The sequence below is a fragment of the Pseudomonas sp. NFR16 genome, assembly GCF_900108875.1.
Classification (GTDB): domain Bacteria; phylum Pseudomonadota; class Gammaproteobacteria; order Pseudomonadales; family Pseudomonadaceae; genus Aquipseudomonas.
In genome coordinates, this window is record NZ_FNYJ01000001.1 from 786,373 (window position 1) to 800,054 (window position 13,682).

A 13,682-nucleotide genomic window follows, 5' to 3' on the forward strand; every position below is an offset into this window, starting at 1 on the left:
TATGTCCATAAAGCTCAGCATGGACTCTCGGCGGATAACTGTGGGAGCGTGGCGTGTCCCGCGATCTGCCGCGCAGCGGCAGCAAAACGGGCACCTTGGTTGAGTCAGATATATATCATTCTCAGGATTGGCTGCCGGTCCCCGGCAGTTCGTGGGACACGCCACGCTCCTACGGCCTATGGCCAGAATCAGAGACAGAATGCCCCCTTCAGATCGCGCGACACGGCAGCGGTCCGTCCGTTCAGGATCGGCTGATGGAGGCGATCGCCCGGGCCAGTTCCAGCTGATTGAAGGGCTTGGGCAGTCGTTGTGTGGTGACGGTGGTCAGCGTCGGGTTATCGGTGAAACCCGACGCGATGATGACCGGAAGCGCGGGATCCAGTCGGGCAATGTGCCGGGCCAGTTCGGTGCCGGTCATGCTCGGCATGATGTGATCAGTGATCACCAGGTCAACGTCCACATGGTCACTGATAACGGTCAGTGCTTCGTCGCCGCTGTTGGCCGTGACCACCTGATGACCCAGGTCTTCGATCATCGCCTTGGTGCTCATCAGCACCAGAGGATCGTCATCCACAAACAGCACTTTGAGCGGCATCGAGCGCGCCTCGCCATCGCTCGCCCCTTCATTCAAGGGCACAGACTGCTCCGGCGTGGCAACCGAGACGGGCAGCCACAGTTCAGCTGTCGTTCCTTTGCCAGCGGTGCTGCTCAGCACCAGTTTGCCGCCGGACTGCGCGGCCAGCCCATGCACCATCGACAGCCCGAGGCCTGTGCCTTTGCCCAGTCCCTTGGTCGTGAAAAACGGCTCCATGGCGCGCTGCAACGTGGCGTCATCCATGCCGCTGCCGGTGTCGGATACCGAAATGCAGACGAACTCCTCCAGCCGCATTGCGCCAGCCACACGTGGCAACGACACTTCCTTGGCCGACACCACCACGCTGCCGCCGTCGGGCATGGCGTCCCGCGCGTTGATCATCAGGTTCATGATCGCCATTTCCAGCTGCCCTGCATCGACGAACACCGGCTTCAGGCGCAGTGGGAAGCGGGTTTCCACGGCGATATTGGCGCCCAGCGACGTACCCAGCAGCTCCGACATGCCACGGATCAGGTTGCCGACATCGACAGCCCTTGGCGTCAGCTCCTGCCTGCGCGCGAAGGCCAGCATTCGCTGCGTCAATGACGAACCGCGCTGTGCAGCGGCCATCGCGTTGTCCAGCAGCGAGGCCGATTTCGGATCGTCCACCAGACGTTTTTTGACGATGCCCAGACTGCCGAGGATCACCGTCAGCAGGTTATTGAAGTCATGGGCGATACCACCGGTGAGCTGGCCAATGGATTCCATCTTCTGGGACTGATACAGCGCTTCGCGGGTCTCCTTCAGCGTAGTCTGTGCCTGGACTGCTTCGGTGATGTCGCGGGTGATTTTGGCGAAACCGATGAATTGCCCGTCGTCATCGCGGATCGGATCGATGACCACGTGCGCCAGAAAACGCGTCCCGTCCTTGCGCAGCCTCCACCCCTGCCCCTCGAACCGCCCTTCGCTGCGCGCGGTCAGCAACGCGTGTTGAGGTCGGCCGGCGTCGGCATCCACTGGCTCGAAGAACAGCGAGTAATGCTGGCCGATGACTTCGGCAGGGCTGTAACCCTTGATTCGCTCGGCACCGGCATTCCAGGTCGTGATGATGCCCGTCGGATCAAGCATGTACAGCGCGTAGTCAGTGACACCTTGAACCAGCAGGCTGAACTGCCGTTCACTGTTGCGCAATGCCTCTTGCGCCAACCTGCGCTCGGTCAGGTCGCGGGTGACCTTGGCGTAGCCGATCAACGTGCCATCGGGGGCATGGATCGGGTCGATCACCACCAGCGCCCACAGCCGCGTGCCGTCTTTTCTGACACGCCAGCCCTCGCCTTCGAAGCGTCCGGACGTGGCGGCGATCTGCAGCGCTCTGCCGGGCATGCCCGCCAAGCGGTCCTCTTCGGTGTAAAACAACGAGAACGAACGGCCGACGATCTCGGCTTCTTCGTACTGTTTGATCCGCCGGGCGCCGGAGTTCCAGCTGCGTACGATCCCGTCGGTGTCGATCATGTAGATGGCATAGTCGATGACGGCATCGACCAGCAAACGGTAGCGATTATCTTGTGTGAGCAATCCTTGGGAGGACTCGGCTGGTTGCATGGTCGCCTCGGCGCGGGGTTTCAGGCTGCGCAATGTGGATGAATCCGCCGGTAAACGTTGTCGCACATGCATTCAATGGCACGGCACAGCGCCCGGCGGCGACTTGATGCAGATACGACTCGCATTGCTCAGTCCGATCGGAGAACGTCCTTCACGGCTGCGATGACCGCCTGGATGTCGAACGGCTTGTCGAAGACCCTCACGAACAGATCCGGGCGCTCCATTCCCAGATGCGCCTGGGCGCCACTCATCAGCATGACCGGCACATTGCCCAGCGTCTTGTGCGTACGGATTGCCTCCACCAGCTCAATGCCGTTCATGCCCGGCATCATGTAGTCGGTTATGACCAACTGCGGTTTCTCCCGGTCCAGGATGCTCAGCGCCTTCTGCCCGCTGCCGGCCGTGACTGTCAGATACCCCTCGTCTTCCAGCGCGTAACTCAGTATGTCGGCGATCAGGTATTCATCGTCGACAATCAGTATCGTGGTCATAAGGTCCCCCGCCCGCTCAAGCGATCATCAGCTTAAGGACGACCGAGAGGTGGATGCATTGTCCCTGCCGTCAGGGCCATGCAAGCCAACCTTGTTGACGTTCATTCCCTGAGCACCGAGGGCAAGTTCGAGTATCGACGGGTCGTAGGCGTTGTCGCGGATCTTCAGGATCGACAGTTGACGGGTGATCTGCATCGGTTCCTGCGCGAAGCGGATCAACAGCAGGTTGTCGACAATGCCCGACAAGTCCGGCGCCGGCGCGTCGATTTCGTTGCCCAGGAGGCTGCGCACTTCCCATGAGGCCAGCACGGTGACGCCTCTGGCGCGCAATTCACCCATCAACGCGGTGAACAGGTCCAGAATGCGTGTCTTGTCGGCGGCTGCGCGGGCCATGCCGCCCAGGCTGTCGATGAAGAGGCGCTTGATTGACTTCTGCTCGACCAGTCGCAGCAGATCGATCGCCAGTTTGTCAACCAGCTCGGTGGTGACCGACCGCCAGACAACGTGCAACGCGCCGGACTGCTCCATCGCTTCGAGATTCAGTCCGAATGCGGCAGCCTTGAGCCGGAGCCGCTGGGGCGACTCATAAAAGCCGAACAGCAAGCCGGGGGCTTCCGCGGTCGACTGGCCAAGGAAGTTCAGGCCGAACGATGTCTTGCCTGCGCCCGAAGGGCCCAGAAGCAAGGTCACGGACGAACCGACCAGACCGCCGCCGATCATCGGATCGAGGGTCGGCAGGCCACTTGGCACGATCGAGAGGCGATCGCTGTCACGCAGCGCCGAGCAGGTGACCGTGCTCTCAAGGCGCGGGTACACCACCAGACCGTCCTCGGTGATTTCGCACTCGTGCGACCCGGAAATCGCGCCGCTGCCGCGGGTCTTGCGTAACTTGATGCGGCGCACGGAGCGGCTGCCGACCAACTCCTCGCCCAGCTCCAGAACACCGTCCACCATGGTGTGCTCAGGGCTGCCGTCGTCCAGTTGCGAGCTGGTCAGGAAGAACACCGTGCAACCGGCAAACGCAGCGTGCCCTTGCAACTCGGAGATGAAGCGTTTGGTGTTCAGCGCCGACTCGGCTTTGGAGCGAGCATTGAGCAGGCCGTCGAGGATCATTACCGTGGACTTCTGACGAACGATCTCCCGGCGCAGCAGCTTGACCACTTCTTCGAGGCCGTCGTTCTCCATGGTGTCGAAGGCGCTGACGAACTGAATCTGATCGCCGATCTTGTCCTTGTCGAAAAAGCTCAGCGTCGAGAGAAACTGGAACAGCCGCTCATGGGGCTCGGCAAGCAGCGTAGCGAACAGGACGCGACCGCCATTGGTGGCGTGGTGGAAACCGATCTGGTTGGCCAGAATGGTTTTGCCGGAACCCGGGCGTCCCTGGATGATGTAAGAGGATCCCGAAACGAATCCGCCTTTTAGCAGCTCATCCAGTCCTTCAATTCCGCTATGAAGGCGTTTTAGCTGGTTCAAAATGTGCTTCCTCCGCTGAAGGGTCAGCGTAGTGAATGGTGCGGCTGGAACGCGCGTTTAAAGTGCGCATTCTTCCGTGTTTGAGGAAGCTTTCCAAGCTCAATCATCAACGTGGCTGCAACTGGCGGGAATTAATGCGCGCAAGGCGGGCACAGTGCTGCGTCTTCAGGGCGTTTCGGACGTGTCCGACGTGGCAGGTGCTTCTTCGACACAGCCGGCCGTTTCCGCTCGGGACTGTTCGCTGCGGCGTTCAGGGTCGTCCGGTTTGATCGGTGCAGAGAGAGGATACTCAGGCGTATCATCGCCGCCCTGGACCGGATCGGTGCTGGCGTCAGGGGCGGGTATCGTTGGTTTGCTGGTCATTGCGATGGGGTCCGTGGAGTGGATGCAGTCGTTTGAGGGCGACTGCTCCAACACGTGCTGTTTATCGGACCAGTGGGCGCGGTCGACGCAGCTGACGCAGCCGATGCAGCCGATGCAGCCGATGCAGCGCGCATTCGCCGCTGCAGCCGACGATTTGCCTCATTCGAGTTCGGCCAGGCACTGCTCCAGAATGTCCAGGCCTTCATTGAGCACATGGAGTTCGATCGTCAGCGGCGCGAGCAAGCGAACGATGTGTCGGGATTTACCGCTGGGCATCAGCAACAGTCCGCGACGTCTGGCGGACTCCAGCAGTTGCGCCATCTGCGCGGTCCCAGGCTTGCCATCGGCTGACAATTCGATGCCGCGCATGGCGCCCACGCCGGTCAGACGTCCCAGAAACCTGGACAGGCCTTGCGCTTTCCATTGTTCATAACGCGCCTGCACCACCGTGGCCTGCTGCTCGCCCCACTGCGCCATGTTGGCGTCACTCATCTCGTCCAGCGTCGCAAGGCCTGCGGCGCAGGCGATCGGGTTGCCGGAATAAGTCCCGCCCAATCCGCCCTTGGGCAACGTGTCCATCAGCGCCTTTCGCCCCACCACGGCACCCAGCGGCACGCCGCCGGCGATGCTCTTGCCGAGCAGAAGCAGATCCGGTTCGATGCCCAGTCGGCTGAACGCAAAGCGCTGCCCGGTGCGGCCGAACCCGGACTGGATTTCATCGATGATCAGCACGATGCCTTTTTCGTCGCACAGCCTGCGCAGCGCCTGAGCGAATTCGATGTCCAGCGCCAGGAACCCGCCCTCGCCCTGCACCGGTTCGATGATGAAACAAGCGACCTCGTCGAGGTCGATTTCCACGCTGAACAGCCGCTCCATTGCCTTGAGCGCCTCGGCTGCGGTTACGCCGTTGTCCGCGCTCGGGTACGGCAAGTGATAAACAGTGCCGGGCAGCACGCCGACTCTCTGTTTATAGGGCGCCACCTTGCCGTTGAGGTTGAGCGTCGCCAGGGTTCGACCGTGAAAGGCGCCGTCAAATGCGATCACTGCCGATTTGCCGGTGTGACCACGGACGATCTTCAGCGCATTTTCAGCCGCCTCCGCGCCACTGTTGGTGAGCATGCCGCTGACCGGATAACTCACCGGGACGAACGCGGCGAGGCGCTCGATGAACTGCCGATAAGGCACGTGAGGCGCGGCATTGAACGCGTAATGGGTCATGCGTTGCGCCTGTTCGCAGATGGCGCTGACGATGCGCGGGTTGCAATGGCCCAGGTTCAGCACGCCGATGCCACCCACGAAGTCAATGTAGCGCTTGCCGTCGACGTCCCAGACTTCGGCATTCTTGCCATGGGTCAGGCTGATGGGATGAACCACGGAAATGGAATTGCTGACAGCGGGAAAAGCCATGCTCGATCGTCCTGGAAACGGGTGGAATGGCTGCTATCTAAGCGATCTGCGGTCGTCCTCGACAAGCGAAATAAAGGCAACGGGTCATTCCGCAAATTCCTGATGTCCGTCGCGCTTCAGCGGGCCGGCAGGCGCAGCAGAATGTAGTCTTCTTTGTCGAACCGGCCGCTGAGCACCACCGGCAACCTTCCCAGACGCGTGCCTTGCAGCTGCTGGAAGTCGGCATTGCTCATCACCACATCGGCTGCGCCGTGCAAGGCTTCCAGCTCCGCCGGGGTCAGGGTGAACAGCGGTCGCAGGTCTTCATCGACGTTGACCATGAACTTGATGCCTTTGCCATCCTTGCCCATCCCGTGCAGCACGAGCGGGGCGTTGTCGGACCGGATGGCCTGGCGCACCGCCGCGGTGAACTGGCGCGTGTCATAGAGGTTACGCTCAGCCTTCTCGAATGCACCGATGTAGCTCAGCCAGACCGCCAGCACCGCGCAGGCCGGCAAACCATAGAGCCGCAGCCGCGGGCGCATCAGCAGCGGCAGCGCCACCAACTGCAGCAGGCCCAGTGCGATCAGCAGCGGCCCGGTGTCACCCAGCGCTTCGGGGAAACGCGGTCGGATCAGCAGCAAGCCGACCATCAGCGCGCCGGGAATGAAGCAGCAGAGCGTCAGGATCAACCCGCGCAGCCACGCGAAACAGCGTCCACTGCGCGCGTGAAACGGATACGCGGCAATGATTGCCGCCATGGGCAGCATCGGCAGCAGGAAGCGGGCTTTTTTTGCGGCCGGAATCGACAAACCGATCATCACCGTCAACCCGGCAATAGCACACAGATGCAGCAAGTGCGAAGCCGCGTTCTTCTGCCCGCGCGCCGTGACGCCCGCTGCCAACAGGACCACGATCGCCAGCGGATAGGCCAGCGCGTAATTTCCCAGCGAGCGGCTGAAATACCAGAAAGCCGAACTGCCACCGTCTTCAGGGTCCAGGCGTGCGGTGATCTGAGTGCGAACCACTTCAGCCAGCAGTGCCTCACCGCCAGAAAGTTGGGCCAGCAGCAGCAAAGCCATGGTGCACGCCGCCAGCAACGCCACGGCGATCAACGCAGACACCCACGCCTGGCGCCGGTTGTGGTTGAACAGGCGATAGCTGCACAGCACGGCAGCGGGGATAATTAGACCGATCGGTCCACGAATGATGAACCCCAGCACCATCAGCCCGTAAATCAGCCAGAGCCGGCGTCCGGAGGAAAAATGGTCCGTGGCGTAGGCCAGATAAAACACCGCGAAGGTGATACTGGCCAGCATCTGCTCCAGCGACACGGCGCGGGTTTCGGTGATAAAAGTATTGGTCAGCAGCAACAATGCGATGCTCAGCCACGCCCATCGCCGGGAGTATGGTGCCAGCAGCCGGTACATCAGGCCCACCATGATGGCCGATGCCAGGCAAGTGGGCAGCCACGCGCTGAAACTGGTCACCTCCCCCAACGGCACTGAGCAGAGGTAAATGAGCCAGGTGGGAAAACCGGTGTAATCGGGATAGGGCACGCCGTAGGTGGTCGGGAAGACGCTGGGGCCATGACGCAGCATTTCTTGAGCAAACACCACGAATCGCGAATCTGAGCCGACGATCGCCAAGTGTCCGCTGGCTATCACGAACAGCACCAGGGCCAGACCGCCGGCGCTCCAGGCCTGCCGTCTGGCGCGGGCCGGGGTGACACCGGAAAGAAACTCGGACGCGAGCGATGTCAACGGGGTCTCCTCTCGTCAGCGCGAAGCGCGCTCTGCAACGACAGACAGAAGCGTAGCTGCGTTCGCGAGACACACATCACCAGCTGCACGAGCGGACCGCCTGACAGCCCCATTGCCTCGAGTTGGGCAGTGCTCGTGCGAGCCAGTTCCCGGCTGAAGCCGCTCCTACAACGCATTCACCGGGGACATCGCAGTTCACACCGTATTCCCGGTTACACCGCGGCCCGCCCCGCAATCCCGGGCGAGCCGCACAACCGTAGGACCGGCTTTAGCCGGGAAGGCGTCAGGTGTTACGACACAGATACGATGGCGACCAAACCAGCCTCTTCCCGGCTGAAGCCGCTCCTACAACGCATTCACCGGGGACATCGCAGTTCACACCGTATTCCCGGTTACACCGCGGCCCGCCCCGCAATCCCGGGCGAGCCGCACAACCGTAGGACCGGCTTTAGCCGGGAAGGCGTCAGGTGTTACGACACAGATACGATGGCGACCAAACCAGCCTCTTCCCGGCTGAAGCCGCTCCTACAACGCATTCACCGGGGACATCGCAGTTCACACCGTATTCCCGGTTACACCGCGGCCCGCCCCGCAATCCCGGGCGAGCCGCACAACCGTAGGACCGGCTTTAGCCGGGAAGGCGTCAGGTGTCACGACACAGATACGATGGCGACCAAACCGGCCTCTTCCAGCAAGAAACACGCCGCACCGACCGCCAGTTCTCCCTCTTGCAGCGTGACGGTAAAACAGCAGCCCCCCGATGGTCGACTCGCCAGCGTGACCTGCCAATGCTGGTTGGCGCAGATGCGCTGCACCAGCGAGAGCCCGAGGCCCAGGCCCTCCCCGCGCTGTTCGTCGCCGCGCACGAACGGCTGGAACATCGCTTGCTGTTTTTCCAGCGGGATGCCGATGCCACTGTCCTCCACGCTGAAGCCGTCGTCCCACAGGGTCACGCGGATGAACCCCTGATCGGTGTAGTGCCAGGCATTACGCAGCAGATTGCCCATGACTGAGCGTAGCAGCGGTGCGTTGTAGGTCTTCTGACTGTGGGCCCGATGAGGGCGACTTTCTGCCTGAACAATGAAGGTCAGGCCTTTTTCTTCGATTGGTCGTCGCCAGGTTTCGGCCAGTTCATCGGCGATCTGCTCAAGGCCGGCCCTTTGCCCCTGAGGCGCATTCCTGCCCTCGGTGCGGGCAAGCAGCAGGAAGGTTTCGACCAGTTGGTTCATGCCCGCCGTGGCTTTGCTGATGCGCTGCACCTGAGCGCGTGAGCGTTCATCCAGTTGCGGATAATCCATCAGCAGCTCGCACGACGTCGCCAGCACCATCAAGGGCGTGCGCAACTCGTGGCTGACGTCGCTGGTGAAGAGTTTCTCGCGGCCAAGCGCCTCGCGCAGTCGCCCAAGGGTTTCGTCGAACGATTTCGCCAGCGCGCCGACCTCGTCGTCGGCATAGTCCCCCGCCAGCACCGGGGCGAGTTCGAGGAGCTGATCGCGATGGCGAACCTGGCCAGCCAGACGCGACACCGGCGCCATCACACGGGAGGCGAGCAGGCGGCCCAGCAGAATGGCCAGCAGCACGCTGAGCACGAAGCCGATCAGCACGACGCCGAACAGAATCCGCTCGCGCTTTTCGAACTTGCGTTGATCGCGCAGCAGCACGTAGCGGCGCTCGCCCACGGTCGTGACCATGGCGTAATACGCCCGCTTGCCGCGATAGAACTCCTGAAAACCAGGCTGCAGGCCTTTCAGGTCGTCACTCATGGCAACGTCGCCGACGCCATCGTCGGCGTAGAACAGCTCGCCCTTCTCAGGCCGGTGCCGCCAGTCGTCGATACTGTCTTGGGCCAGGATCCGGTGCAGGTTGCCGCCCAGGCTGATGATCGTCAGGCGTTTCTCGACCACGTGAACGGTGGCAATGATGCCGACGGCGAAAACACCGGCGACCAGGGTGCTCATCAGCGCGAATACGATGACGATCCGCTGTTTGAGGCTGTGCTTGATGTCCATGAAGGTCCGTGCATGGCGGTACTCGTATCTTGGGGCAGCGCCCCGCCGCCGCCGATTATCCGCCAGGCCATGTCATGGTTTTGTCAACGAACGGTGTTGTCCCGCCGCGGCTCGACGATTTCTGTTCAGTCGGCGACCGTTGCAGGCGGCATCAGCCACATTGCCATCGCGCACCCGGCCATCAACAGCGACGTCACCACGAAGACCACGGGCATGCCGAAATGCCCGCCCAGATAACCGCCGGTGAGCGGGCCGAGGACTTGGCCGACGTACTGGCTGGACGTCGAGTAACCGAGCATGCGCCCCGCCACCGCGTCAGGTACCGAATGGCGAATGATCGCGGCGATGCAGGGCAACAGCCCGCCCAGCGCGATGCCCATGAGAAAACGCAGCACCACCAATTGCCACTCGTTGCTGACCCATGCCTGAGGAATCAGCAGGATCGCTGCGGCGCTGAGACAACCGATCACCACTTTCCAGTGCCCCACCCGGTCGGCCAGCTTGCCGATCCGCGACGCCGACAGGATGCTGGCCAACGCCGTCGCCGACATCACCACGCCTGCCATCAGTGTGACGTTTGCCGTGTGCAGTTGGGTCAGGTACACCGTGATGATCGGCTCGATGGACATGATTGAAAACATCACCAGACTCGCCACCACGTACATGATGATCACGGGCTTCTTGTCCGGGATCAGCTCCCAGGCGCGGATCGTCGCAGGCTTCGCTGAATCGGCAGCGCGCCTGGGACGCTGCGCTTCCTTCATGAGGAACGCGGTGGCGAGGAAGGCCAGAAATATCACCCCGCCCGCCAGGAAAAAGGTATTACGAATGCCAATCAACGGCGGCAACAGCCCGCCGATCAGAGGCCCGGTCAGGTTGCCCGCCATGATCCCGGACGCCAGCATGCCCAGCGCCCAGCCGGAGCGCTCTTTCGGCGTCTGCGTGGCGACCAGAATCGTTGCCCCGGAGGCATAACCGCCGAGCAGCCCCGCCAGCAGGCGCAAGCCCACCAGTTGATAGATGTTTTCCGCCAGGCCGATCAGCGACATGGCAATCGCCATGCCCAAGCTGGCGCGAATCAGCATCAATTTACGACCGTAGCGGTCGCCCAGTCTGCCCCACAACGGCGCGGTGCAAGCGGCGCTGAGGAACGGTGCCCCAAACGCCACGCCCGACCACTGCACAATGGCTGCAGGGTCACTGACACCCAGGTGCTCGACATACAGAGGCAGAAACGGCAGCAACAGCGTCATCGCGACGATGGTGGTGAAAGCCCCCAGCACGCAGACGGCCAGGTTTCGTTTCCAGTGCTGCTCGACGATGGATGTTGGCGGCTGGGCTGTCATGACGACTCCACGGTAGACGGAATCCGCCTACGGTAGAGGCCTGAACGCCATAAATAAAATTCATGTTTTTTATATGCTGGATTCCAGCGAGGAATGAAGCAGCCTGCCACCCTTCGGACTCCCAATGCTCCGTCGTGGAAGCGCAACGCATTGCCGGCGCGCGCCTCGCTTGAGGAGATTGACCAGTCAAAGCGACTCGACGCCCAGTTCATCCCACACGGATTCCGCCAGGTGGAACGATGCGTTGGCAGCCGGAATCCCGCAGTAGATCGCGCTTTGCATCAATACCTCTTTGATTTCGTCGCGACTGACCCCGTTGTTTTTTGCGGCGCGCAGGTGCAGGCGCAGTTCACCCTCTCGATTCATGCCGATCAGCATCGCGATGGTGATCAGGCTGCGGGTGTGACGTGACAGGCCCGGCCGGGTCCAGATGTCGCCCCAGGCGTGACGCGTGATCATTTCCTGAAACTCGCCATTGAAGGGCGTGATGTTTTCCAGGCTGCGTTGCACATGGGTTTCGCCCAAGACCGCCCGGCGAACGTTCAAGCCTTCTTGGTAACGTTGATTTTCGTCCATTCTGGTTCCAGTCATCTGATTAACGAAGATTGAATGCCTGATGATCAGCCACCGCGCGCTTGACCCAGCGTCTGGATTGCCCAAGGTACTGCGCAGGGTTGAGCAGGTTGTCCAGCGCCTGCGACGAAAGCTGCCCGGTGACCTCTGGCTCGGCGCCCAGCACGTCACGCAGGTGCACGTTCTGGTCCACTGCCCGGCGACAGCATTGCTCGATCAGGTGATGGGCGGCATCGCGGCCGATGCGCTGCGCCAGGGCGATGCTGACCGCTTCGGCCAGCACCAGCCCTTTGGTCAGGTCTAGGTTATGCAGCATACGGGCGGCATCGACCTCGAGATCGGGAATCACCGCCAGCGCCTGCTGCAGCGCACCGGACACCAGGCAGCAGAGCTGCGGCAGGGTTTCCCATTCAGCGTGCCACAGGCCCAGGCTGCGTTCGTGCTCCTGCGGCATGGCACTGAACATGGTTGCGATCAGCCCCGGCGCGCAGGTCGCCGCTGCGATCATGACCGCGGCGCCGACGGGGTTGCGTTTGTGCGGCATGGTCGATGAACCACCCTTGCCCGCCGCCGCAGGCTCGAACACCTCACCGGCTTCGGTCTGCATCAGCAGGCTGATGTCTCGACCCAATTTACCCAGACTCCCGGCGATCAGCCCCAACACACTGGCGAATTCCACCAGCCGATCGCGCTGGGTGTGCCAGGGCTGATCCGGGAGGCCGAGCTTCAACTCACGGGCCAGCGCCTCAGCCACCGGAAAGGCCATTTCACCCAGCGCCGCCAGACTGCCCGAGGCGCCGCCGAACTGCACGCACAGCAGGCGCGGTTTGATCTCGTTCAAGCGTTGCCGATGCCGGGTGATCGCCCCCAGCCAGCCGGCGATCTTCGCGCCCAGAGTCACCGGAGTCGCCTGTTGCAGCCAGGTCCGCCCGGACATCGGCACTGCCGCATGACGCTGCGCCTGCTGCGCCAGAGCGTCGGCCAACAGGCTCAGATCTTTTTCCAGCAGCGCCACCGCCGCCCGCAATTGGAGGACCAGGCCGCTGTCCATCACGTCCTGGCTGGTGGCGCCCAGATGAACGTAGCGCTCGGCGCTGGGGTTACGGCCGGCGATCTGTTGTCCCAGCGCTTTCACCAGCGGGATCGCCGAATTGCCGGCGTTGCCGATCGCCTCGGCGAGTGCATCGAAGTCATACAGGCGGGCGTCACAGGCCGCGACGATGTCTGCCACTGCATCGCCGGGAATGACGCCCAGCCCGGCCTGAGCGCGGGCCAGCGCGGCTTCGAAATCCAGCATGCCCTGCACGCGGCCCTGATCGGAAAAAATGTCGCGCATGCGCGCCTGAGTGAAGTAACGGTCAAAAAGCTGGTTGCCCGGTCTGTTCAAAGTACTGCTCCTGGCTGGTCGTCCCAACGGAAATCCTCGTCAAACCGGCCCCGTAATCACCGCTGCAATCAATGTGATTGCGCCTGCAGTCACGGGGCCCTGCGTCAGAAATCGAAGAACACCGTTTCGTCTTCGCCCTGAACGCGGATGTCAAAACGATAGGCCAGTTTTCCGTCTACGGCGCAGCGTCTGGCGATCAGGGTCTGGCGTCGCTGAGGCTGCTCGATCAGATTGAGCACCGGATCCAGCGCGTTGCCTTCGGCCTCATCATCGAAATAAAGACGCGTCTGCAGGTGGATATTGATGCCGCGGGCGAACAGCGACACGTTGATGTGCGGCGCCATTGGCACACCCGCCGCATTGAGCACGATCCCCGGCTTGACCGTCTTGACCAGCCATTCACCCTCGTCAGTGGTAGCGGTCCGGCCGAAACAGTTGAAGTCTTTGCTCAAGTCATAGGCGGTGTCGTAGACCCCGTCGGCGTTGGCTTGCCAGAACTCCAGAAACGAATCGCGGACAAGGTGGCCGTTACCGTCGTAGACATGGCCCAGCAGGACGATGTGCTCGCCGGGCGCACCGGCCTTGGCCATCTCGTTCCAGATTTCCTGTTCACGCGGAGGATTGCCTGCCGCTTCGAGGGCCAGGCCGATGTGCACGTAGGGACCGGCGGTCTGAGACGGGGTTTCAGGCAGAATTTCTAAAGGCATGACTGGCC

At 62.2% G+C, this 13,682-nt stretch carries 11 protein-coding genes; all 11 read right to left on the reverse strand.

What is annotated here, in order from left to right; genetic code table 11:
- Positions 1 to 241: 241 nt before the first annotated feature.
- The 11 genes from BMZ10_RS03470 to pcaG all read right to left on the reverse strand — a co-directional run bounded on the left by BMZ10_RS03470 (position 242) and on the right by pcaG (position 13,674).
- Entirely contained in the window at positions 242 to 2,176 is a 1,935-nt protein-coding gene (locus BMZ10_RS03470; RefSeq protein ID WP_093459964.1) for a hybrid sensor histidine kinase/response regulator, read from the reverse strand.
- 128 nt (positions 2,177 to 2,304) lie between these two features.
- Entirely contained in the window at positions 2,305 to 2,667 is a 363-nt protein-coding gene (locus tag BMZ10_RS03475; RefSeq protein WP_093458640.1) for a response regulator, read from the reverse strand.
- Positions 2,668 to 2,694: 27 nt separating this feature from the next.
- Positions 2,695 to 4,143: an ATPase domain-containing protein gene (locus BMZ10_RS03480; RefSeq protein WP_371265941.1), complete on the reverse strand. Its 1,449-nt coding sequence runs from the start codon at positions 4,141 to 4,143 to the stop codon at positions 2,695 to 2,697.
- A gap of 162 nt (positions 4,144 to 4,305) precedes the next feature.
- Positions 4,306 to 4,503, reverse strand: coding sequence for a hypothetical protein (locus BMZ10_RS03485; protein WP_093458642.1), 198 nt, complete (start codon positions 4,501 to 4,503; stop codon positions 4,306 to 4,308).
- 159 nt (positions 4,504 to 4,662) lie between these two features.
- Entirely contained in the window at positions 4,663 to 5,910 is a 1,248-nt protein-coding gene (locus tag BMZ10_RS03490) for a 2-aminoadipate transaminase (protein ID WP_093458643.1), read from the reverse strand.
- 116 nt (positions 5,911 to 6,026) lie between these two features.
- Positions 6,027 to 7,652 carry an ArnT family glycosyltransferase gene (locus BMZ10_RS03495; RefSeq protein ID WP_371265918.1) on the reverse strand — a complete coding sequence of 542 codons (1,626 nt, stop codon included), beginning with the start codon at positions 7,650 to 7,652 and terminating at the stop codon, positions 6,027 to 6,029.
- 650 nt (positions 7,653 to 8,302) lie between these two features.
- The gene (locus BMZ10_RS03500) at positions 8,303 to 9,661 is read right to left on the reverse strand and encodes a sensor histidine kinase (protein WP_093458644.1); all 1,359 of its coding nucleotides are present in this window, start codon (positions 9,659 to 9,661) and stop codon (positions 8,303 to 8,305) included.
- 125 nt (positions 9,662 to 9,786) lie between these two features.
- Positions 9,787 to 11,007 (reverse strand): MFS transporter, encoded by a 1,221-nt coding sequence (locus BMZ10_RS03505; protein ID WP_093458645.1) that lies wholly within the window; start codon positions 11,005 to 11,007, stop codon positions 9,787 to 9,789.
- A 186-nt stretch (positions 11,008 to 11,193) separates the two neighbouring features.
- Positions 11,194 to 11,583: a 4-carboxymuconolactone decarboxylase gene (pcaC, locus tag BMZ10_RS03510; protein ID WP_093458646.1), complete on the reverse strand. Its 390-nt coding sequence runs from the start codon at positions 11,581 to 11,583 to the stop codon at positions 11,194 to 11,196.
- Positions 11,584 to 11,602: 19 nt separating this feature from the next.
- Positions 11,603 to 12,967 carry a 3-carboxy-cis,cis-muconate cycloisomerase gene (locus BMZ10_RS03515; RefSeq protein ID WP_093458647.1) on the reverse strand — a complete coding sequence of 455 codons (1,365 nt, stop codon included), beginning with the start codon at positions 12,965 to 12,967 and terminating at the stop codon, positions 11,603 to 11,605.
- Between the two features lie 104 nt (positions 12,968 to 13,071).
- Positions 13,072 to 13,674: a protocatechuate 3,4-dioxygenase subunit alpha gene (gene pcaG, locus BMZ10_RS03520; RefSeq protein ID WP_093458648.1), complete on the reverse strand. Its 603-nt coding sequence runs from the start codon at positions 13,672 to 13,674 to the stop codon at positions 13,072 to 13,074.
- Positions 13,675 to 13,682: the final 8 nt, after the last annotated feature.